We start from the raw sequence: 20,502 nt of genomic DNA, 5'->3' as shown, positions 1-20,502 counted from the left end.
ACTGATGCCTGCATGACTGGTGCCTGCACGACTGATCACTGCATCACTGGAGAGAGGAACCCCCCGAACATGACGACCACCACCACCGAGCGCACCCGGGCTGTCGTGGAGGAGTATCTTCGCCGTGCCGCCGGCGGCGACCCCGAGCACATCGCTGCCGTCTACGCGGAGAAGGTCGACTGGATGGTGGCCGAGAACCCGCAGGTGCCCTGGATCCGCCCCCGTTCCACCCGTGCGGACGTCGCGGGCCACTGGATCGAACTGGCCGCGCACACGGTCCCGGGCGAGGGTGCCTTCTCCATCGACGCGATCGTGGTGGAGGGCACGGACGCAGTGCTGACAGGCCACCTCTCGGGGACGGTTCGGGCCACCGGGAAGACCTTCGAAGGGCCCTTCGCCCTGCGGTTGTCCGTGGAAGACGGCCTGATCACCCGGCACCATGTCTACGAGAACAGCCTCTCGGTCGCCGCGGCCTGCACCCCCTGAGGAGCCTCCCGTACGGCGTGCCGGACCAGAGGCCACACCGGGTTGGTGGTGGCGAAGCCGATGGTGATACTCCCCGCATGAGCAGAATCGCTGAAGTGATCGTGCTGGCGCAGGACGCGGACGAGGTCATGGAGCCGCTGACGCGGTACGACGACTCCCGTACCTGGAAGGGCGTCTTCCACGAGATGTCCCCGGGCGGCAACTACGGGTTCGGCTGGGGCGCGGAGTTCGTGCGGGTGCGCAGCAGATCCGGATTGCTGAAACATCTGGAGTCCTTGCCGTGGCCCCGACCGGAGACGGTGCAGGTCTTGATACACGACGAGGAGGACGACTGCTTCGGGTTGTGGATGATCCACGACGGGAAGCTGGTCGAGATCCCCCTCCCGCGGACCCGGCGGGGCTACTGGAGCGGGCCGCACGACGACGTGTACGCACCGGACCCCGGCGCCCTTTACCGCACGGACTGCCGTCCCATCGAATGGCCGGAGGAGAGCGAGGGCGCCGACCGGTCCCGGCCGTCGGCCTGGTGAGGGAGCGAGGCGCGGGGCCCGGGCCGGGCCCCGCGCCACCTCTGTCTTCCCGCGAGTGTGCGAAGGGCTGCTGGACGCGGTCCGCGCGAAGTAGTGGAAAAGCTCCAATCCAAGATCGCGAACCCTGTGCCCGTCGAGGTAACGGTCCGATGCGGTGCGGGTGGAGACTTGCCCAAGGTGCGCCGACCGGGCTCGGCGCCGCCGCCACCTTCACCTCCGCGTGCTTGACCTCCGCATGCTTCACGTCCGAATGACCTAAGGACTGACTGATCGTGACCGAACGCGTCATCACCCCACGTCATCGCGGCTTCCTCTTCCTCGACTCCCACCCGGCAGGCTGCCGGCGCCTGGTCGAGGACATGTGGCAGGCCGCCGTGCCCGGCCCCGCCGCGACGCCGACGGGGGACGGTCCGGTGGCGCTGGTCATCGGTTCGTCCGCCGGATACGGGCTCGCCGCCACCATCGCCGGCCTCCGGCGGGCCGGGATCCGCGGCATCGGGGTCTGCTTCGAGAAGGGCCCGAGCGAACGGCGTACCGCGACGGCCGGCTGGTACCGCACCGCCGCGACCGCCGAACTCGCCACCCAGGCGGGGCGCGACATGGTCTTCCTGAACGGCGATGGCTTCGCCGACGAGATGAAGGACCAGGTCGCCGACCTCCTCAAGCAGCGGTTCGGCGGCCGCCTGGACCACCTGGTCTACTCCGTCGCCGCGCCCCGCCGCACCGACCCCGACACCGGGACCCTCTACGCCTCCGTACTCAAGCCGATCGGCCAGGCCCACCGGACCAAGACGCTGGTCTTCGACGACCAGGGCGCGGGCGAGATCAAGGAGGTCGAGACCCAGCCGGCCGCGGGCGACGACATCGAGCAGACCGTCGCGGTGATGGGCGGCGCCGACTGGGAGCGGTGGATCGACCACCTCGCCGACCGTGGCCTGCTCGCGGACGGGTTCACCACCGCGGCACTGTCCTACATCGGATCCCCGCTGACCGCCGCGATCTACCGCCACGGCACCATCGGCACCGCCAAGGCCCACCTGGAGGCCACCGCCCGCACCCTGACCGAGCGCCTGGAAAAGCTCGTCGGCGGCCGTGCGGTGACCTCCGTCAACGGCGCCGCCGTCACCCAGTCCTCCACCGCCATCCCCGGCATCGCCCTCTACGTCGGGCTGCTCCGCGGCGTCCTCGGCGAGGGAGTGGTACCGCCGCTCGCCCAGCTGACCGACCTGTGGGACCAGCTCACCGGCGCCCGCCCCCTCGACCTGGACGACGACGGCCGGGTACGCCTCGACACCTGGGAGCTGGCTCCCGACGTCCAGACCGCCGTCGCCGAACGCTGGCAGGCCGCCACCACCGACACCATCGCCCAACTCGCCGACCTCGACTGGTTCCACGGCGAGGTCCAGCGCCTGTACGGCTTCGCCGTCCCCGGCGTCGACTACACCGCACCCGTCGCCACCGACGTCCCCTGGCCCCGCCACGCGTCCTGAACCCGGCAGCGGCCGGTGGGCCGGTGCACGCGTTCACCGATAGGTCGGTGGCGGTGTCGTGGCGGCGATCAGGTGGTCGACGACGTCGGGCAGGCTGTGACGGCGCTGATAGGTGACGCGTTGGCGGTCGGCACCATTGCCCACGGCCCGCAGCCGTGACCACCCGGAGCGCACCAACCCGAGATCGCCGTATGCGCGCAGCGCGGGCCGGATCCACGTCAGGAGCCGGTCCACCCGGGCCGCGGCCGGGACCAGGCGGCTGGTGGGCAGATCGACGCTCTGCCCGGCCAGGCCGTCGCGCGCGGCACGCCAGCATGCCGCGCGCAGCAGCTCCGGCTGCGGACGCGGTACCGGTTCAGCTGCGTCGATGGCCTTCAGCGAGGTCGCGACCATGGCCCTGACGATGGCCGAGAACAGTACGGTCTCGTCAGCGGTGGCGGCCGCGTCGGCCACCCGGATCTCCAGGGTCGGCACATGACTGGAGGGCCGGATGTCCCAGTACAGACCGCCTCGGTCCATGACCGCTCCCACCTCGATGGCGCGCCCGACGAGGTCGTGGAAATGGGCCGGAGAATCGAAGTACGGCGGCGGACCGGAGACCGGCCAGCGCGCCAAGGTCATCACGCGCCAACTGGCATAGCCGGTGTCCCTGCCGTGCCAGTACGGCGAGTTGGCCGTCAGGGCGATGAGGGCCGGGATCCAGGGCCGCAGATGATTGCTGACCTGGAGCGCCTGGCCCAGGTCCGCGATTCCCACATGAATGTGACAGGCGCAGGCGGTCTGCTCGTCGTCCAGGGCACGGAAGGTCGCGACGCTCTGCGCGTACCTGGCCCCGTCCGAGATGGGCGGCGGAATCGACTGCCCGAGAACGGGCGAACCGCTGGAGACCACGCGCAACCCTTGACGCCCGGCGGCATCGGCGACAACGGCCCGCATCGACCGGATCTGCTCCCCGAGGTTCCGTACCACGGCGTGCGGTTCGGTACGTGCCTCCACCTGATAACACGTCAATTCGGTGCCGACCCGGTCCCCGAGTCCGGAAGAGGACGCCTGCGCCACCACCTTCTGGCCCAGCGGGCTCACTTCCCGGGTCACCGGATCGACCAGGAGATATTCCTCCTCCACCCCCAGGGTCAGCGGGGCATCGGTGGCAGGTGCGGCAGAAGGCCGGCCGCGGCCGGCGGGGACGGGAAGGTGGCGATTCGCGTTCGCAGGGCGGTCAGCTTCGCTCTCCACGCGACCATAGTGCATGACGGTCGAGTCAACTCCACCTGCTTAGGCGGGAGTTAGCCACTCTGGCGACATCAAGCCCCGTGCCGTGTCGGGGACGTGTCCGACTCGTCGACGTCAAGTGCCGCCATGCGGAGGGGCGAGGCGGGGATGATGGGCCAGGCGGGGATGACGGGCCCTCCGGCGGCCCGTGATCCGACTCTCCCGTACTGGAAGGTGGTCCCTTGATGTCGAAGTCGAGGTCGAGGTTGGTACCGAGCCTGCTGGGGGTCTTTGCCCATCCTGACGACGAATCGTTGTCGGCGGGCGGAGTGCTCGCCCGGCATGCGGCGGCGGGAGCGCGTACTGGAGTCGTCACGGCGACCTGGGACGCGGGCACCCGGCGGGCCGCGGAGTTGGCCGAGGCACTGCGCATCCTTGGTGCAGGTGAGCCGCGGATGCTCGGCTTCGCCGATGCGCGCGTACCGCAGTCGGCGCCGGGCAGCGTGCCCTTCATCGAGGCGCCGCTCGACGAAGCCGTGCGGCGGTTGGTGGCGCACCTCCGGGACTTCCGCCCGGAGGTGGTGGTCACGCATGACGCCTACGGTGGGTTGCCCGGGCATCCGGACCATGTGCACACCCACCGGGTGACCGTGCTCGCGGTCCAGGCGGCCGGGCTCGACCAGCTCTACCGGGAGCCGGCGAACCCTGGCAGCCGAGCGCGCTCTACCTGGCCACCCACCCGCGTTCCGTGGTGCCGGCGTTGACGGAGGTGGTCGGGGTGCGCAAGGCGGTGTACAGCGTTCCGGACGACCAGATCACCGCGGCCGTGGACGTCGGCCCCTGGCTGGAGCAGAAGGTCGCTGCCGTCCTGGCCCATCGCAGCGAGGTGGCTCGGGGAGCCCTGCCGGGTGTGATCGCCGGGCTCCCGGCGGACGGCAGGGAGCGACTGCTGTCCACCGAGTGGTACATCCGCCACAGCCCTGCGCCTGTAGTGGCAGCTCAGGCAGGGGGCAGCCCGGGCCCGGCGCAGTGGACGTTCTTGGCCGGCACGGAGCCGTCGACGAGGTAGGGGTGCGTGTCAGCAGTAAGGCTGCATGACCTCGGTGGCCAGTCAGGTTGGCTCGTCCTGTGCCTTTCGTAGCGAAAAAGCAGGTGAAGGAACCAGCTGTCAGTGGCTACCGTGGGCCACCGTGCAATTCCCGGTCCGGTGAAGACGTCGGTGAAGATGTCGGGGAAGACCTCTGTGAGGACACCGGAGAATCCACGGGGTGAAGACACCGGTGAAGATACCGGGGATGACAATAGAGAAGGCTTGAGGCAATGAGGACGCGCACCCTGAGGTTCGGCTTGTACGCGGATGAGCAGGGGCTGGCCTGGGTCAGGGGAATCATCGGCGAAGCTGTCGGTTCCCGGAGCGTCCGGATCCTCGGCGAGGCCGTCCACCACACGCTTCCCGGGAGCGATATCACGACCGCCGACATGTACGACCTGCTGGCAGACCAGTGGGCCTGGGAACACCCCGGTCAGAACAGCGAAACGCGGGAACTGGTCGAGCTACGTGTCCAGTTGGCGTGCTCCTTGCGGACCTGGCGCGCGATCCGCAAGACGGTACTCAAGACCATGTGCCCGGAAGGCACAGCACCGCACGCCTGCCGTGTTCCCTGGTTTGCCGCCTGAGCAAGAGCACCGCCCGACAGAAAAGGCACGGCCTCGGGATGGTGGCAGTAATCGGAACGCTAACCGTCGACTCACCCTCGCATGGGCTGACAGTGCGCTCTGCACACTGCGCTCTGCACACTGTGTTCTGCACACTGTGTTCTGCACACTGTGTTCTGTGCACTGTGTTCTGCATCCGCGGCGTGACAGCCCGCTGTGCCCCGAGTGCTATCAGCCTGCCGGGATTTCCTCCACCCAGGCGACCGGCTCGGCTGCCTCGGGACGGTCGATATCGCCGAAGCGGACTTCCACACGGTGTTCCGAACGCGGCATGGTGAACAGCACAGCACGCCAGTCGGACGGCACTTCTGGGCCGTTGTGGGGAATGCTCTGGACGGCCGCCGTGGCCGGCACATACAGGAAGTAACTGCCTTCCCCAGTACGTGCTGCGGCCGAGGTCAGACGGAACAGCGCCCGCCCGTCCCACGTGTCGGAGAAGTTGCGTTCGACGTTGCACAGCAGGAACGAGCCCGCCGTCGACGGTGAGCAAGTGAGGGGCTGGCGAGCCGGGTCGGCGGCCACGGCGGGTTCGACAGCCGCTGACACGGTCAGCAGGGCGGTAAGCCCAGCCACCAACAGGGACGCGCTGCGACGAAATGCACTCATGTACGTCTCCTCCTCGGGATACAGGCATAAGCATGCGGCCATGCGGCTATAAGCATGCGGCCATGCGGCCATAGGCATGTGGCCATAGGCGTGTGGCTATAAGCCTGCAGGCATCGGCTTGCAGACATGAGCATGTGGGCCTCAGCCTAGGCGAGCTCCTTTAAGCGTCGGCCAATTTGGGCCAGCGTTCCCTCGGGTGCCGGAGCGAGAATGGCCGACGCGTTATCACGATCCCACCGAGCCGTTGATGTCCCGTTAAATTCTCCGGCATAGAGTCGCCTTGCGTGCGTAGGGCGCGCAAGGGACTGGTGGGTCCCTAAGGCCGTTCTGGGTGGGGCCCGTGCTCCCGCCCAGAACGGTTCCGGCGCGCGGACCAAGCGGCATGGCAGGCCCGGCCCGGGCGCCCGCTCCTGTGGCCCGTGCGTGCGCCGGACCACACCCCCCCGACAATTCGGTCACCTCAACGGTGCCCGCGCCGCCCCCCACAAGACGTGCCTATACGTGGCGACACGGATCACCAGCGCCGCGCTTCGCGACTGTCAGGTCCGCTAACCGGTATGCGGAAGCGATTGCGGTACTCCGTCGGTGTCGTGTTGAGCTTGCGGCGGAATGCCCGGATGAGCGTGTCGGTCGTATGGAAGCCGCAGGCGGATGCGATGCGTTCGAGGGTGTCATCCGTGGACTCGAGTCGGTTTCGGGCCACTTCGACGCGGGCTGATTCGAGGTAGGCAGCCGGCGTCATGCCGAGTTCGGTCTTGAAGATCCGGGTCAGCTGGCGTTCGCTCACATGGGCGTGGTCGGCGAGATCGGCGACGGTGAGGGGTTCGGCGAGGTTCTGCGTGATGTGGTGGCGGAGATCGTCCATGCGTCGCGTGGTGGAGACGGGTTCGATCGGGACGCTGAACTGGCTCTGGCCGCTCGGGCGCTTCAGGTACATGACGAGCTGCCGGGCGACGCGAAGGGCGATGGTCTCGCCGAAGTCCTCGGCGACAAGGGCGAGGGAGAGATCCAGGCAGGCGGTGATGCCCGCGCCGGTCCACACGTTCTGATCGCGGATGAAGATCGGGTCGGCGTCGACCTCGATCGACGGGTGGTCGGCGGCGAGTTGCTGCGCGGTCGACCAGTGGGTCGTGGCGCGCCTTCCGTCCAGGAGCCCGGCGGCTGCGAGGATATGCGCTCCCACACAAACGGAGGCGATGCGCCGCGTCCGGCCGGCGAGCGTCCGCACCCACTGGACCACCGTGGGATCGGTGAGGGCCCGTACGCGGCGCTGATCGTCGACCTCGACCGAGCCCGGAACCATCAGGGTGTCGATGCTCCTCGCCGACGCCTCCTCGAAGGTGATGTCCGGGAGGACGCGCACCCCGGCCGAGGTGGTGACGGGGTCCATGGTTTCGGCGGCCAGCACGACGTGGTAGCCCGCCGCGTCGCCCGTCTCCCGTTGCAGCAGCGCGAAGACCTCCGGGGGACCGGTGACGTCCAGCAGGTCGACGCCGTCGAAGAGGAGGACGACGATGAGTCGTTTGACGCTGCTGCTGCTGCTGCTGCTGCCGCCGCTGGTGTTACTGCTGTTGCTATTGCGCAAGCTGCTTGAGCTGTTCAAGGGGTCTCCGCCGGGTCGGCAACGGTGAGGCGATGCGCTGGCAGGCGAAGCAATGCCAGGCGCTGCGATACGAGGCGCTGCGATAGGAGGGAAACGAGGTGAGGTGAGGCGATGCGATGCGAGGTGAACGAGGTGAGGCAGGCGATGTCTGTATCTGCAAGTTACATGACATTGCCGCCATGCGGGGCGGCTCCGTAGCGTGGGCTGTGCCATCGCGCGGCGGCCCGAAAACTTCGACACCCACCCCGAGAAAGTGCAGCAATGTCTACGACAACTCTGCGGGAACTCAGCGGATTCGATCAGACGCCGGCCTCGCTGGCCGCTGCGACACTGATCCTGATCGACTACCAAAACACTTACACCCGTGGGGCGTTGGAGCTGGCGGGTTGGCAGGAAGCTCTCGACTCCGGGGCCACACTACTGGCCCGAGCCCGGAACGCGGGGGCGAAGATCATCCACGTCATCAACGACGCCGGCGAGGGAACTCCGTACGACATCCGTTCAGAAATCGGCCAGATCCACCCACGTGTGGCGCCCGTCGAGGGCGAGCCCGTCGTCGTCAAGGCCACGCCCAACGCGTTCCATGACACCGATCTGGGTGACCACGTCGATGCCGCCGGGAACACGGACGTCATCATCGCCGGGTTCATGACCCACATGTGCGTGGCCTTCACCGCCGCCGGCGCGTTCCTGCGCGGCAACCGGCCCACCGTCGTCGCCGACGCCTGCGCGACACGGCCCCTGCAAACGCCGGTGGCCGACGTGTCCGCCGCACAGCTCCACCACGGCGCGCTTGCGACGATCGCCGACCTGTACGGCGTCGTCGTCCCGTCCAGCTCGTCGTTGAGCTGAGGAAGAGGGGCGGGTGCCGGCGCCGCGCCGGGCGTCGTCCCCGGTGGCCCGCCCCCCCGTGGCCCGCCCCCCCCGGTGGCCCGCCGCCCTCCTGGACGGCGGGCCTCCCCACGTACGCACACATACGGTCAACAGCGTCAGGTGCAGGCGAAGGTGCAGGTTCAAGTGGAGGTGGAGCTGGAGGTGGATGCGGAGGCGGAAGTGCAGGGGCTCGGTGAGGGCGAGGTCCGGATCTGGATCTGCAGGCGCCAGATGACGTCGATGCCCGTCTCGTGCGGGGTCTCGGGCCCGTCCGGCAGTAGGACGCGCTCGGTTTCGGTGAAGCCCAGACGCCGGGCGACGGCCCCACTGGCGGGGTTGGCCTCGTCGTGATGGATCTCGATGCGGTCGATGCCAGGCAGTCGGCGTCCCGCGGCGACCAGGGCGCCAGCGGCCATGGTGGCCAAGCCCTTCCCCGTCCACTCAGGGTGGAGCCAATAGCCGATCTCCAGCCCGCCCGGCCCGATCCGGCGCATCAGACTGCAGCTGCCGACCTCCACACCGCCCGAGGTGATCGCGTAGCAGTACGTCTGTCCCGCCGCCCACTCCTCCTCGCACCGGGTCAGGAACTCTTCGCCCTGCTTCCGGTTGTGGCTGGCCGCGAAGGGCATCCAGGGGAGCAAGTGGTCACGTGACTCGTTGACCAACCGGTCCAGGATCTCGATGTCGTGCGTGCGCCAACGGCGCAGCTCGACCTGGTCCGAGCGCAGGATGGCAGAGGGACGGTCCATGCTCCGAGATCCTGACCGAGTCACGTCACATCAACAACGCATTTACCATTCACCTCGACCGACGTGGACTTGCTCAGCACACTCCTACTCGCCCTGAGCGGAGGGACGGCTACGGCATCCGCCAGAAGATGGCCGCCCCCACCATCTCCTTGAACGCCGCTTTGTCCCACCGTCAGAGGGTCCCCGTTCGGAGAGTGCCCACCGTTCAGAGGGTGTCCAGCCACGCGATCAAGCGCTCGCCTTCCTTCACCATGATCTGCGGGTCCCGCAGCGCGTTGGTCAGCAGGGACATCCCTTGGTACGCGCCCACCAGGGTCAACGCGAGTCCCTCGGGATCGGGCAGGCCCAGCTCCCGGAACTGGCTCGCCACCCAGTCCAGCAGCAGCCGGATGACCTTGCCCGCCTCCTTGTCCAGCCCGCCCTCTGCGCGCTTGTCCAGCTCGATGGCGAGCGTCCCGGTGGGGCAGCCATAGCGTGCCGCGAGGTCACGTTGCCCGACCCAGCCCCGTACGAGGGACTTGAGCCGCTCACGCGGATCGGGCAGCCGGTCCAGCTCGCCGGTGAGGGTCTCCAGCTGACGTGAGTGTTCGGTGAGCGCCGCGGCGACCAGTTCGTCCTTGGTCTTGAAGTAGTAGTAGACGTTGCCCACTTGGACGTCGGCGGCGCGCGCGATGTCGGCGATGGTGGTGCGTTCGGCGCCCTGCTGGTGCACCACTTGGGCGGCGGCGGCCATCAGACGCTGCCGCTTGGCACCGGCGTTCTTCGCTCTCGCACTCTGTGAGTTGGTCACCCGACTAACTATAGGTCGGGAGGTGTGCTACGTTCTCCCCAGTGAGTCAGTCAACTAACTAACTACGAACTACCGACTGGCCAACTAACGAGTTAACTAACTCGCTGCTGGGGGCGTGCTGAGTGCCTACCTGAGTCAGTCACCTACTCACTCAGTTGCTCACTAACCTGCTTTCTTGCTTACTCGCCTACTTACTCGCTTACTCACCTATGGGGGTCGTCGTGATCGTCGTTACGGGCGCTACGGGCAATGTGGGACGGACGCTGGTACGGATGCTGGTCGAGGCGGGTGAACGGGTCACGGCTGTGGCTCGCCACATCACCGAGGCTGATGTTCCTCAGGGCGTGCGCGTGGTCGCCGCAGACCTGGGGGACGTCGAGAGCTCGCGGCCCGCGCTTGACGGGGCGGAGGCGGTGTTTCTCCTGGTGGCCGGGGAGGATCCGCAAGGGATCGTGGAGGCGGCCAAGTCTGCGGGGGTTCACAGGCTCGTTCTGCTGTCCAGTCAGGGTGCGGGGACCCGGCCGGATGTCTACGCGCATGCGGGCAGGTTCGAGGTGGCGGTGCGCGGATCGGGATTGGAATGGACCATCCTGCGCTCCGGCGGCATGGCATCGAACGCCCTCGCCTGGGCGGAGCCGGTCCGGCTCCATCGCACCGCTGCCGCTCCGTTCGGCGATGTCGGTCTGCCCTTCATCGACCCGGACGACGTCGCCGCGGTCGGCGCCGCCGCTCTGCGTGAGCAGGGGCATGACGGCGCGACGTACCACCTCACCGGACCGGCGCCGGTCACCCCACGCGAACGCGCGGCGGCACTCGCCGAGGCGCTGGGGGAACCGGTCCGCTTCGTGGAACAGACCCGTGAGGAGGCCCATGCGCAGATGGCACAATTCATGCCGCTGCCGGTCGTCGAGGGCACACTGGCGATTCTGGGCGAGCCGACCCCGGAGGAGCGGCAGGTCAGTCCGGACGTGGAGCGGACACTCGGGCGGCCCCCGCACGGCTTCCACGAGTGGGCCGCGCGGAACGCCGCAGCCTTCCGGTAGATCAGAAGTTCCCCCACCCCAGACCGCAAGCAACAGGCCACACGGCGCGGGCGTCATCAGCTGCCGGAAGCCGCGCGGTCGCGGTCGCCCCATACCTGCAGGTAGTGCGGGTTGTGCATCACGCCGAGGATATTGCCGAACGGGTCGAGAACGGCGCCGGCCCGGAAGTCGCCGTAGTCGCGCAACGGCTCATGTTCCCGTGCGCCGAGCTTCATGAGTCGGGCCATCTCCGCGTCCACATCGTCCACGTGCCAGTACGCGACCACGCCGGCAGGCGCGGAGGGAGTCCGCGAGATACCGAACTCCTGCAGGTGGTCACCGAGCCGGAACTCGATGTATTCATCGCGTACGAAGTACGGCTCCACGCCGAGGACTTCGGTGTACCAAGTACGGGCGGCGTCCAGACTGTCAGCGTGATAGCGGATGGTGGCAAGGCCGCGGAATGTCGTCATGCAGCTCAGTCTGGCGCGGATCTAGGACGAGTACTGTCCTAGATTGGATCTCTCCAGGCTTGGCTTGGCTTGGCTGGGATTGGATGGGCTGCGCTGTTCTCCTCCGGTTCCTGCGGGAGGGCTGAGCACCCGTTGCCGGAACGCATAAGCAGCGCCAAGCAGTGAGGAAGGTTTGGGCAGCCCTTCAGAGGGAGTGGATGGTCGAACCTTAGAGTGAGCGGATGGTTGAACGTGATGTGAGGGGCGTGCAGGCAGCGCTGTCTGCCCATGCGATTGAGGTGGGAACCGAGCCGCTGAACCGGCCGATGCGGAACTCCGTGGGTGGCTGGCCCTTCCTCGACGACGGGCAGGAGTGGCCCGAGTGCTTTTGTGGGGAGCGGATGGCCCTGTTTTTCCAGTTGGACATTCCCTCCGAGACGGAGCATTTCGGTGGAGACCATCTGCTGGTTTTCCACTGCCGGGCGCACAACGACGCGTCCGAACCCGAGTTCTCCGACGGCCGGCTCGTACCCCGGTACTGGGACGCTCCGCAGCCGCCGTACCCGCGTCCGTTCTGGCGCGTGCTGCTCCAGAGCCGTGCTGCGCTGCCGGTCGCGGAGGCCGAACCGTCCGTGCGCGCTCTGCCGTTGACGCTCCGGCCCTTCACGGACACTCCCGAAGAGCAGGGGCCTGGAGCCCAGTCCTTCAAGGTGGGTGGTACGCCCTCCTGGGCCCAGTACCCCGAGTACTACACGTGCGCGTGCGGCGCGGACTTGGTGTACGTCTGCCAGGTGCCGGAAGGGATGGAGTTCGCCGTCCATCCCGGGCTACCGGAGCAGCCTTACAGCGTGCGAGCCGACACCTACAACCTCTTCCTCGCGAACGAGGTCTATCTGCTGGCGTGCCCGGCCCACTGCGACCCGGCGGCGGCCTGGCCGGTGAACCAGAACTGAATCCCGGTGGACGATTGCCTTGATGCCTTGATGCCTTGATGCCTTGGTGCCTTGGTGCCTTGGTGCCCCGTGCCCTGATGTCCTTGACTGCCCTTGATGGCCCTGGCTGTCCTTGGCCAGACTGGGTGCGCATCCTGCCGCCGGTCATGTGGGGTTCCGCAGCGTCTGCCGAAGCCTTTCGAAGGCGGTGGGCCGCAGTCGGCCTGGAACGAAGTCACGGATGCGACGGGCGCATTCCTCGGGGGAGTGGAGGCCACTGTCCACGTCGAGGTCGTGCAGTTCGTGGGAGTGCACCTGGTCGTACTGCATGGCGGCCAGTCCCAGGTGCCGGTCGCCGCGTTCGCGCTCGCGGCGCTCCAACTCGGGCAGCGGACAGCGCACCGCGATCAGGAGGGTGTCTTCGGGCACCAGCACATCGAGGAGGTCCAGCAGCCGCCAGCGACGGCTGAGCGGATAGTCGACGATGAGGTTGTTGCCGCCGGCAGCCATACCGGCGACCGCACGGTGAAAGCCCTTGCAGGTGCGGTCGATCTCGGCCTGGAGGTCCTCGTCGGATATCGGGCCCTTGCAGCGCATTGCGTGGAAGGCGTCAACGGGCAGGTGGAACCACGTGCCGTCGAGCATGTCGAGAAGTGCCTGGGCGATGCTCGACTTGCCTGAGCTGGACGTACCGTTGAGCAGGATGACTTTGCCGCCGGCCGGGGTGTCGGGAATGCGTGCGTGGACCGGGTCGGCCGTGCCTGGAGTAGCTGGTTCCCGAGCGGCGGTTGTCACGTTGGCGTCGTTGTGGTCTGCCATGTCGCCGTCCCTCGTGTGGAGTTGACCTCAGCTGGTTCGTGCCTGTACTTGCTGTGGAGCGTGGGTGTGTCTGAGTGTGTCTGGGTGTGATCATGGCATGTGTCTCGTGCCACCGACGCGGCCGGTGTAGTTCCTGATGCTGGCACCCTCGCCGGCGCGGTGCTCCAAGGTGCCCTGACCAGACGGTCGTCGAGGCCGTGCACGCACGCCGTCACGGGTCCACTCGGGCGGTGCTATCTCGTGCACGTGTTCCCAGGAAATCGCCAGCACACCGTGGCTGGATCCGGTGGGCGCTCTGGCATATCTGCGGCCGGCCCGGGATCGTTGTGACATGAACGATGAATGCCCCGATACGGGCGAACTGCGGGACACGGTCCGCGAGCTGGCCGAGGCGTTGGAGACGATGTTGAATCTCCTCAAGGCAGACGCGGTACCCAGGACTCCCGAGGCTCAGCGTCTGATCAGGCAGGCCCTCCCCACGCTGGAATCCGACGACCTGCTCACGAATCCGCCCCCCGCAGGTGAGCTGCTTGCCCAGGCCATTGCCATCAACAAGATGACCACCGCTGCGCGGGAGCAGATCCTTGATGATGAGGTCGCTGCCTCTCCCGTGCCGGATCACCCTCCGCTGTAACGGGGACGGGGCTTGTAGCTGAGGTGATGCGTGCCGGGGCCCTGCCCATTCCCGGGCCCCTGCCCGTTCCCCTGACCGTGCCTGCCCCTGCCCGTCGGGCTGTCTTCGGCAGGCACTGCGGCATAACACCACCGTTCGCGAACGAGCGGACCGGTCTCCCTGTGGCTTGTCCTCACTTCAGAACCACCTCGACGCCACGCTCTTCGAAGATGTCCAAGAGAAGTGCGAACAGAGTGGCGGCGCCCTCGGTAGCGTCCTCGCGGTTGCCCTCGGTGGTGTCCTCGGCATTGTCCTCCTGAACCGCGGGATGGTTGACCAGATGGTTCCGGGCGACGGTGGAGTGCTGCCATTCCAGGGTGAACGGAGGAGTGGCGCCCCAACGTCCTCTGAGGCAGTCGTCCACGGCATCGAGATTCCACCCGAAATACCCGCCCGGGCCGTTGATCGCCTCACCGAGGGCGCAAGAGAAACTGTCCACGTCCACGAGGTGCCGACCGTCCAACGTGAATACCATCCCCGCCGGGGCATCCGGAATTCCGCGGCGTTGGTAGCGGTGCGACCCCAGAGCAACTGACAGCCATGCGCGTCGGCCAGCACCATCGAGTTCCTGCCACAGGCCCGTACGGGTCAGTCGACTTGCACGGATCGACTCCCAGACCCAGCCCGAACCGGGCATGGCCTGGTCGCACCACATGCGCATCGTGACGTCGACCAAACCCGCCCCCGAAGGTGAAGGCCGGACGGAGGCCACGGTGACGTCGTTGACGAAGTAGGACCCCATGCTGACGCCTTCGGCATCGAGCACATCCAGATACGCGTTTCCCGCTACCGTGCGACGCCCACCGACATGGTCCAGGGAGGCCAATAGCCCACCCTGCGGCGCACTCCCCACGAATTCAACCCGGCGCCAGCCTTCCTCCTCCAAGGGAGAAAAGAACCCCCTGGCGTCTTGCGCAAAGCCCCAGAAGTCGTTCTCGTCTTCCTCGCTGGTGAGGGCGTAATTCTTCCCTTGGGCCAACTGGTCCGCGCTTCCTACTGAGTTCTTCACAATTGACCGATCCTACAGAGCCCGAGACGCGGACATCGACGAGCTGACCAATTGTCGTAGAGAGGGGGAAGCCCTATGCGTCGTCGGTGCGCCCGGCGTTGGCGGAGGTGTGGTGTTCGTCCGCACAGGTGTGGTCTTCGTCTGCAGAAGTGTGGTGTTCCTCGATGCGCTTGTGCTGCCCGGAGCTGGTCTTCGTGGGGGGAGAGGAAGACGGGCTGACCAGCGCGCCGAGGGCAAAAGGGGCGTCACGCCGGGCAATGGCGATGAGGACGGTGTGGTCACCGTCCCGGCATTCGATGACGGCTGCGTCGTACTTGAAGGCCTGCTTCCAGAACGGGGGGTCATCGGGACGAAGCGCTCGGACGTGCTGCACGACCAGCGTCTCCGGAAGCGTTCTGCGGGCGACGCGCCCATCCGGATCCGGTGTGGTTGCCGGCCGGCCCTCACCCACCACCAAGTGGTCGAAGCCGTCCACGCTGTAGGGAACGTCTCCGAGTACGGCCGCGCGCATGCACCGCTTGTCGGTCGGCGGAACCGGAACGATGCTGCTGACGGTCGCGGCAGCGCGGTTCGTGCGTCGCTGCTGGCACCAGGCACACAGCGCGCCCAGTCCCGCGGCCGGCAGCACAGCGGCTGCCGTGATCAGGAGGGCGCCCGGTACGTCGCGGCCGACCATGCTCCCGAGAATGCCGACGCAACTCACCACGGTCCCTGTCACCATAGCCATGGTGAGCTGCCAGAGCCTGTTGTGCGTTGTGGAGGTGTAGCGGCAGCGGTGCCACCAGACGAGCCACCACACCATCAGCGCGAAGGGCAGCAGAAAGAGGCCGGCGCCCAGCGGGAAGCGCCAGTTGCCCTCCGGAGACTCCCAGGTCTCCTGAGCGGCGGCACCGAACCGCACGGTGCGGATCTCACCCCGCCAATACGTCAGCTTCACCTCGTCACCGGCGCGCACGGTGTCGTAGACCGGTTCCGACCCGGCCATCTGCACACGCCGCACACGCCCGTCGGTGTCTGTGCCTCGTTCGGTAACCAGGAGCCAGTAGTGGACGGTCTTGCCGCTGGGCTCGTCCTCCGTGCCCTTGACGGTCGCCGGAACCGTCGTCGTGCACGCATCCGACCGGGAGCCGGCCGGGCAGGGGGGCGCCGCGGCATACGCGTCCCTCTCCGCCAACTCGACCGGCACCACGGCGAACAGCCCTGCCGACAACAGAAGGAGCACCAGACCAAAGCCGACGGACAGCAACAACCCCCACCCGCGCCGAGCCCCTGATATCCCCGGCTCCTGTGGCTCCTGTGGCTCCTGTGGCTCCCGTGATTCCCGGTTTCCCATCCCCGCCGCCCCCTTCGTGCCGCCCCCATGCGCCCTGAACGGTCGCCTCGTCCACATTGTGCGCCTGCAGCCTTCACCTGGATGCTCCGGGTGTCGCTCAATAATCCATAGGCCAGCAACCACCGGCGGCAAGCAGCCGAGCAGCCGAACAGCCATGCAGTGACTACACCGCATCGCCCGGCAATTCACCGCACCGCACCGCACTGCGCCGCAAGGCACTGCACTGCACTGCCGTGGGCCGGCTTATGAGACGAGCGCGGCCAGTCTGTGCAGACGACCGTAATACGCGTGCTCGTCGACATCGGTGAGCAGAGGCAGGACGTTGTTCAGGTCCGCCATGCAGAGGCGCAGGACCCGGTGCCGCTCCGCATCGAGAGAACCCTCGCCGTTGCGCCAGGCGGACACGCACCCCGCGATGTCCGCGTCGAGCAACACCATGTCGATTCCCGCCAGTTCCACACCGCGCAGACGGGCGGGGAAATCCGCGTCCAGATGCTCCTGCCACAAACGCGCTACGGCCGCTTCACGCTCGTTCTCTCTCTTCATGCGGATCATCATCCTCCCGAGCGTCTGGCGAAGTGGTGTTGGGCGTGGGAATGGGTGACGGATCTCCGGTGTCGGACCTTGGGTATGGGACGTGGGGTGGTGTGGGATGTTGGATTGGGATGGTGGTGGGGACGAGCAACTCCCGAGATGTTTACTTCCTGCGGCTCGGGCTCCACTCGTAGGACATGGGAGCCGTCTCGATGACCTCACTCGGCCAGACCTGCCGCACTCGGTCCAGCCGGGCTCGGTGGTCCTGGATCCAGTCCTCCTGTGGCCGGATCCAGAAGAACGTGGAGAGCCGGTCGGGGTCATGGATGGTCACCCCCACTGACTCGTCCTCGTTGAGTTGAATGCCCAGCTCAAGGCCCCGCCCGCCGCCTAGTCCCGCGTTGGCACGGGGTACCAGCCGTTCCAGCTCCTCTTCCCAAGTGGAGAGGTCCTGCGGGAAGAGATAAAGCTCAAGGCGTGCGTCAAGGAAGCTGGTGGACACCAGGACATCGGCGCGCAAGGTGTCGTGACCAGTCAGTACGCCGGGCTGGGAGCGTCCAGTGATACGAACGATGCACCGGTTGCCGTCGGTGTCCGCAAGGTGAATCAGGTCGACCGGTTCCGGCTCTCCCATAGTGCGCCTCCGTAAGGCCTTGGCTGGTGCGAGTAGCGTGCATCCTCCCCCACGAGCCGCGTACGAGCGAAGGCACCCCCAATGACCCATTCGCTGAGCTCAGCCGAGCCGAGCCGAGCCGAGCCGAGCTGCGATGGAAAGTCAGGGGATCTGTTCAGGACCAGGCGGAGGGTGCGTGTCACGACGACTTGGGCCGGCCCTGCAGGAGGGTGGTGGGCCCGGTACTGGGATGAAGCGTGGTCTGGTTGCGGTCCGGGGGCGCGTTCACGATGGCGTGATGCCACGTCGGGTGGCTGCTACGAGGGTGAGAGGGAAGCGAGGCCGTCAAAAAAATGCGAGCCGCAGTTCTGAAGGAGTTCGGGGCGCCGTTGACGATCGAGACCGTGCCCGATCCCGTGGTGGGGACGGGCGAGGTAGTGGTGGATGTCGTGGCGGCCGGCGTGTTGCCCTACGCCGCCGAGGTGTTCCGCGGGGAACGCCAGTATCTGCTCACGCTGCCGGTGATACCCGGAACCGGAGCGGTGGGCCGGGTGCGTGCCGTGAGTCCGGACTCGACGCGGCTGCGCGTCGGTGACTGGGTGCTGTGTGATCCGACCATTCGCGCACGGGACGACGCGCTGACCCCGGACATCACACTCCAGGGCCTGAGCGCCCGCGGGGAGGGCGGCCTGCGCTTGCAGGCACACTTCGGGCACGGCTCGTTCGCCGAGCAACTGTTGGTCCCGACCGAGAATGTCTTTCCCCTCGGTACGGTCGATGCGATCGATGCGGCGGACGCGGGCCGGTGGTGTGCACTGCCGGTCCTTCTCGTGCCGTACGGCGGGCTGCTCGCCGCCGGACTGCAGGCCGGCCAGACCGTACTGATCAGCGGTGCCACCGGCAATTTTGGGAGCGCCGCCGTCGCGGTCGCGCTGGCCATGGGCGCGGGCAGCGTCGTCGCGCCGGGGCGGAACGAAACGATGCTCGGTGAGCTGGAGCACCGCTTCGGGCCCCGTATCAGGACCGTGCGGTTGTCGGGTGATGAGGAGGCGGACCGCGAGCGGATGCGCGCGGCGGCGCCCGGGCCGATCGACGTCGTATTGGACCTGCTACCGCCCTCGGCCCCCACGACCGCGGTACGGGCGGCGGTGATGACGGTCCGCGAGCACGGGACGGTGGTGCTCATGGGAGGCGTCGGCATGCTGGGAGGTGACGACCTCGCACTGCCGTATCCGTGGCTCATGAGGAACAACATCACCCTCCGCGGCCAGTGGCTGTCCCCCGCCACGCCAACCCCCAACTCATCCAACTGGCGAGGTCCGGACCACTGGACCTGCGCCAGTTCGACGTCACCGTCTTCGACCTTGCCGACGCCAACGCGGCCTTGCGACACGCCGCTGTCGAGGGCGGACGCTTCAGCCTGACGGTCATTCGACCGGGAGGGAAATGGTGAGTGAGGTCGGGTGACCTTCGCCCAACGCAGCGCACACAACATACCCAGCGCACACAACACACACAGCGCACGCAGTGCATGCATCGCAGGATGGGAGGGCAGAGGCGCAAATTCCAGGCCCCATGCCTCAGGCCGCGGGACCCGGGTCCCAGGGCTCGGGAGTTAGGGCTCACGCCTGAAACCTCAGGGCTCAGGGATTGAGCTTCTCAGTGTGTCGGCAGGGTTGTGCGGCCTACGCGACTGGTCCATCTCGCGCCATTCCGGTCGTAGGGCGGTGAGCGTCGTCGTCAGGAAGTACGCCACGCCACCGATCAGCAGCGCCGGCACGAGACCGATGGAGGTTGCCGCCGCTCCGGCGATGAGCCCACCGAGGGGGATGCCGGCCCAGGCCAGCGAGTCGCCCAGTGCGCTGACCCGGCCGAGGAGATGGCGGGGGACCCGTTCGAAGGAGAGGGCGCCCAGGATGGGGTTGAGGAAGCCCGCCCCGAGCCCGCCGACGGCGAAGACGGTCAGGACTACCCACATCGGTGCGTGGGAGGCCAGGACGAGGAAGCGCGGCGGCCCGGCGAGCAGGAACCCGGCGAAGAAGACGATCCGGCGCCGCATTCTGTGCGCGATCGTCGCGGCCACCAGGCTCCCGACGATGGCGGCGACTCCTCCCACGCTGCTGTTCAGACCGATGACCGCCGGGCCGTTGCCGGACTGCCTTGCCCATACCGGCAGGAGAACCGTGGTGAACGCCGAGTCCAGCAGGTTGGTGATCGCGACCATGACGATGATGGTGAGGAGCAGCGGTTGGCTGCGCAGGAAGGCAAAGCCTTCACCGAATCGCCGCCAGTAGCCGGGCCGAGAGTCCCCGGCTTGCGATTCCTCCGCTTGCACGTCCCCGGCTTGTGACTCCGGAGCAAGCGAGAATCCGGCTTGTGCGTCCCCGGCCGGTGAGTTCTTGTGGGTCGACGGGGCCTTGGCGACAGCGTGCCCAATTCCGCGGGGCAGCGCGAGGGCGATGATCAGCGATCCGAGCGCGAAGCAGACGGCGTTGAGGGCGAGGCCCGTCAGGGGGCTGAACAGTGCGACGAGGGTACCGCCGGCAGCGGGACCTATGGTGGCGGCGAGCCGCTCGGTCACGCCGGTGAGGCCAGCGGCCCGCCCCAGCGGTATCCGGCTGCGTTCGGCCGCCTGCGGAACCATGACCTCCTTGGCCAGGTCACCCGGTCCACGCGCGGCGCCGATCAGCGCGACGAGACCAAGGAGCAAGGGGAGGGAGAGCAGATCGAGGGCGTGCAGAAGCGGTACGGCAGCGGCGGCGGTCGCGCTGGCCAGATCGGTGGTCCAGGAGATGGTCCGTGGCCCGGCTCGGTCGATCAGCGGCCCGGACAGTGCCTTGACCAGGACGTAGGGCGTCATCTCGCAAAATGCGACCAGCCCGGTCTGGGTGGCGCTGCCGGTGGTGACGAGTACGAACCAGGGGAGCGCGATGGCCGAGATCCGGGTGCCGGTCAACGACACCGCCATCGCCGCGAGTAACCCGCCCAGCGGCCGTAACCTCCGCCTGCTGGATGTCTGGCCGGACCCATTGGATATGTCGCCATGTCTGCCCGATGTCT

At 67.6% G+C, this 20,502-nt stretch carries 21 protein-coding genes and 1 pseudogene; 10 read left to right on the top strand and 12 right to left on the bottom strand.

All coding sequences use genetic code 11. The features are described from left to right. Positions 1-69: 69 nt before the first annotated feature. The 3 genes from ACZ7MX_RS02765 (at position 70) to fabV (ending at position 2,506) form a co-directional block, all read left to right on the top strand. Complete coding sequence (locus ACZ7MX_RS02765; protein ID WP_472128644.1) at positions 70-486, top strand: nuclear transport factor 2 family protein; 417 nt, start codon at positions 70-72, stop codon at positions 484-486. 77 nt (positions 487-563) lie between these two features. Then, positions 564-1,016: a hypothetical protein gene (locus ACZ7MX_RS02760; RefSeq protein WP_472128642.1), complete on the top strand. Its 453-nt coding sequence runs from the start codon at positions 564-566 to the stop codon at positions 1,014-1,016. A gap of 272 nt (positions 1,017-1,288) precedes the next feature. Further along, positions 1,289-2,506 carry an enoyl-[acyl-carrier-protein] reductase FabV gene (fabV, locus tag ACZ7MX_RS02755; RefSeq protein ID WP_472128640.1) on the top strand — a complete coding sequence of 406 codons (1,218 nt, stop codon included), beginning with the start codon at positions 1,289-1,291 and terminating at the stop codon, positions 2,504-2,506. Positions 2,507-2,539: 33 nt separating this feature from the next. On the opposite strand, the gene ACZ7MX_RS02750 is transcribed toward fabV, so the two are convergent. Continuing rightward, the gene (locus ACZ7MX_RS02750) at positions 2,540-3,742 is read right to left on the bottom strand and encodes a carboxylate-amine ligase (RefSeq protein WP_472128638.1); all 1,203 of its coding nucleotides are present in this window, start codon (positions 3,740-3,742) and stop codon (positions 2,540-2,542) included. A 221-nt stretch (positions 3,743-3,963) separates the two neighbouring features. Between ACZ7MX_RS02750 and ACZ7MX_RS02745 the strand changes: the two are divergent. Both ACZ7MX_RS02745 and ACZ7MX_RS02740 read left to right on the top strand, forming a co-directional pair. After that, positions 3,964-4,787 (top strand): annotated as a pseudogene (locus ACZ7MX_RS02745) (PIG-L deacetylase family protein). 251 nt (positions 4,788-5,038) lie between these two features. After that, positions 5,039-5,395 (top strand): hypothetical protein, encoded by a 357-nt coding sequence (locus ACZ7MX_RS02740; protein ID WP_472128636.1) that lies wholly within the window; start codon positions 5,039-5,041, stop codon positions 5,393-5,395. A gap of 210 nt (positions 5,396-5,605) precedes the next feature. On the opposite strand, the gene ACZ7MX_RS02735 is transcribed toward ACZ7MX_RS02740, so the two are convergent. Together ACZ7MX_RS02735 and ACZ7MX_RS02730 are read right to left on the bottom strand one after the other, a co-directional pair. Next, positions 5,606-6,040: a hypothetical protein gene (locus ACZ7MX_RS02735; RefSeq protein ID WP_472128634.1), complete on the bottom strand. Its 435-nt coding sequence runs from the start codon at positions 6,038-6,040 to the stop codon at positions 5,606-5,608. A 514-nt stretch (positions 6,041-6,554) separates the two neighbouring features. Beyond that, entirely contained in the window at positions 6,555-7,556 is a 1,002-nt protein-coding gene (locus ACZ7MX_RS02730) for a GlxA family transcriptional regulator (protein ID WP_472129281.1), read from the bottom strand. A gap of 348 nt (positions 7,557-7,904) precedes the next feature. On the opposite strand from ACZ7MX_RS02730, the gene ACZ7MX_RS02725 reads away from it, so the two are divergent. Beyond that, positions 7,905-8,495, top strand: a complete 591-nt coding sequence (locus ACZ7MX_RS02725) for a cysteine hydrolase family protein (protein WP_472128633.1) — start codon at positions 7,905-7,907, stop codon at positions 8,493-8,495. Between the two features lie 161 nt (positions 8,496-8,656). Here ACZ7MX_RS02725 and ACZ7MX_RS02720 read toward each other — a convergent pair whose 3' ends face one another. Then, entirely contained in the window at positions 8,657-9,265 is a 609-nt protein-coding gene (locus ACZ7MX_RS02720; protein WP_472128631.1) for a GNAT family N-acetyltransferase, read from the bottom strand. Positions 9,266-9,470: 205 nt separating this feature from the next. After that, positions 9,471-9,998 (bottom strand): TetR/AcrR family transcriptional regulator, encoded by a 528-nt coding sequence (locus ACZ7MX_RS02715; protein ID WP_472129279.1) that lies wholly within the window; start codon positions 9,996-9,998, stop codon positions 9,471-9,473. A 278-nt stretch (positions 9,999-10,276) separates the two neighbouring features. On the opposite strand from ACZ7MX_RS02715, the gene ACZ7MX_RS02710 reads away from it, so the two are divergent. Further along, the gene (locus tag ACZ7MX_RS02710) at positions 10,277-11,098 is read left to right on the top strand and encodes an SDR family oxidoreductase (protein ID WP_472129277.1); all 822 of its coding nucleotides are present in this window, start codon (positions 10,277-10,279) and stop codon (positions 11,096-11,098) included. Between the two features lie 56 nt (positions 11,099-11,154). On the opposite strand, the gene ACZ7MX_RS02705 is transcribed toward ACZ7MX_RS02710, so the two are convergent. Continuing rightward, a complete protein-coding gene (locus ACZ7MX_RS02705) occupies positions 11,155-11,550 on the bottom strand; it encodes a VOC family protein (RefSeq protein WP_472128629.1) in 396 nt (131 codons plus the stop codon). A gap of 245 nt (positions 11,551-11,795) precedes the next feature. On the opposite strand from ACZ7MX_RS02705, the gene ACZ7MX_RS02700 reads away from it, so the two are divergent. Then, positions 11,796-12,482: a hypothetical protein gene (locus ACZ7MX_RS02700; RefSeq protein ID WP_472128627.1), complete on the top strand. Its 687-nt coding sequence runs from the start codon at positions 11,796-11,798 to the stop codon at positions 12,480-12,482. Positions 12,483-12,626: 144 nt separating this feature from the next. Here the strand turns inward: ACZ7MX_RS02700 and ACZ7MX_RS02695 are convergent, their stop codons facing one another. Then, complete coding sequence (locus ACZ7MX_RS02695) at positions 12,627-13,280, bottom strand: phosphotransferase-like protein (protein ID WP_472128625.1); 654 nt, start codon at positions 13,278-13,280, stop codon at positions 12,627-12,629. 331 nt (positions 13,281-13,611) lie between these two features. Here ACZ7MX_RS02695 and ACZ7MX_RS02690 point away from each other — a divergent pair, with 331 nt between their 5' ends. Further along, positions 13,612-13,914, top strand: coding sequence for a hypothetical protein (locus tag ACZ7MX_RS02690; RefSeq protein ID WP_472128624.1), 303 nt, complete (start codon positions 13,612-13,614; stop codon positions 13,912-13,914). A 172-nt stretch (positions 13,915-14,086) separates the two neighbouring features. On the opposite strand, the gene ACZ7MX_RS02685 is transcribed toward ACZ7MX_RS02690, so the two are convergent. The 4 genes from ACZ7MX_RS02685 to ACZ7MX_RS02670 form a co-directional block, all read right to left on the bottom strand. After that, positions 14,087-14,962, bottom strand: a complete 876-nt coding sequence (locus ACZ7MX_RS02685) for a barstar family protein (protein WP_472128622.1) — start codon at positions 14,960-14,962, stop codon at positions 14,087-14,089. Between the two features lie 73 nt (positions 14,963-15,035). Further along, entirely contained in the window at positions 15,036-16,184 is a 1,149-nt protein-coding gene (locus tag ACZ7MX_RS02680) for a hypothetical protein (protein WP_472128620.1), read from the bottom strand. 354 nt (positions 16,185-16,538) lie between these two features. Continuing rightward, complete coding sequence (locus tag ACZ7MX_RS02675; RefSeq protein WP_472128618.1) at positions 16,539-16,853, bottom strand: hypothetical protein; 315 nt, start codon at positions 16,851-16,853, stop codon at positions 16,539-16,541. Between the two features lie 139 nt (positions 16,854-16,992). Continuing rightward, entirely contained in the window at positions 16,993-17,463 is a 471-nt protein-coding gene (locus tag ACZ7MX_RS02670) for a DUF5959 family protein (RefSeq protein ID WP_472128616.1), read from the bottom strand. A gap of 368 nt (positions 17,464-17,831) precedes the next feature. On the opposite strand from ACZ7MX_RS02670, the gene ACZ7MX_RS02665 reads away from it, so the two are divergent. Next, positions 17,832-18,866, top strand: coding sequence for an MDR/zinc-dependent alcohol dehydrogenase-like family protein (locus ACZ7MX_RS02665; protein ID WP_472128614.1), 1,035 nt, complete (start codon positions 17,832-17,834; stop codon positions 18,864-18,866). A 212-nt stretch (positions 18,867-19,078) separates the two neighbouring features. On the opposite strand, the gene ACZ7MX_RS02660 is transcribed toward ACZ7MX_RS02665, so the two are convergent. Further along, positions 19,079-20,410 carry an MFS transporter gene (locus ACZ7MX_RS02660; RefSeq protein WP_472128612.1) on the bottom strand — a complete coding sequence of 444 codons (1,332 nt, stop codon included), beginning with the start codon at positions 20,408-20,410 and terminating at the stop codon, positions 19,079-19,081. Between the last annotated feature and the right edge of the window lie 92 nt (positions 20,411-20,502).

Source organism: Streptomyces sp. NPDC107765 (assembly GCF_055657085.1).
This window is presented reverse-complemented; position numbering and strand designations above follow the sequence as displayed.

Excerpts from the sequence above, each read along its gene's own strand:
- ACZ7MX_RS02735 (WP_472128634.1), bottom strand. The coding sequence starts at position 6,040 with ATGAGTGCATTTCGTCGCAGCGCGTCCCTGTTGGTGGCTGGGCTTACC.
- ACZ7MX_RS02675 (WP_472128618.1), bottom strand. The coding sequence starts at position 16,853 with ATGATGATCCGCATGAAGAGAGAGAACGAGCGTGAAGCGGCCGTAGCG.
- ACZ7MX_RS02760 (WP_472128642.1), top strand. The coding sequence starts at position 564 with ATGAGCAGAATCGCTGAAGTGATCGTGCTGGCGCAGGACGCGGACGAG.
- ACZ7MX_RS02725 (WP_472128633.1), top strand. The coding sequence starts at position 7,905 with ATGTCTACGACAACTCTGCGGGAACTCAGCGGATTCGATCAGACGCCG.
- ACZ7MX_RS02660 (WP_472128612.1), bottom strand. The coding sequence starts at position 20,410 with ATGGCGGTGTCGTTGACCGGCACCCGGATCTCGGCCATCGCGCTCCCC.
- ACZ7MX_RS02690 (WP_472128624.1), top strand. The coding sequence starts at position 13,612 with ATGAACGATGAATGCCCCGATACGGGCGAACTGCGGGACACGGTCCGC.
- ACZ7MX_RS02740 (WP_472128636.1), top strand. The coding sequence starts at position 5,039 with ATGAGGACGCGCACCCTGAGGTTCGGCTTGTACGCGGATGAGCAGGGG.
- ACZ7MX_RS02715 (WP_472129279.1), bottom strand. The coding sequence starts at position 9,998 with ATGGCCGCCGCCGCCCAAGTGGTGCACCAGCAGGGCGCCGAACGCACC.
- ACZ7MX_RS02705 (WP_472128629.1), bottom strand. The coding sequence starts at position 11,550 with ATGACGACATTCCGCGGCCTTGCCACCATCCGCTATCACGCTGACAGT.
- ACZ7MX_RS02720 (WP_472128631.1), bottom strand. The coding sequence starts at position 9,265 with ATGGACCGTCCCTCTGCCATCCTGCGCTCGGACCAGGTCGAGCTGCGC.
- ACZ7MX_RS02765 (WP_472128644.1), top strand. The coding sequence starts at position 70 with ATGACGACCACCACCACCGAGCGCACCCGGGCTGTCGTGGAGGAGTAT.
- ACZ7MX_RS02695 (WP_472128625.1), bottom strand. The coding sequence starts at position 13,280 with ATGGCAGACCACAACGACGCCAACGTGACAACCGCCGCTCGGGAACCA.
- ACZ7MX_RS02670 (WP_472128616.1), bottom strand. The coding sequence starts at position 17,463 with ATGGGAGAGCCGGAACCGGTCGACCTGATTCACCTTGCGGACACCGAC.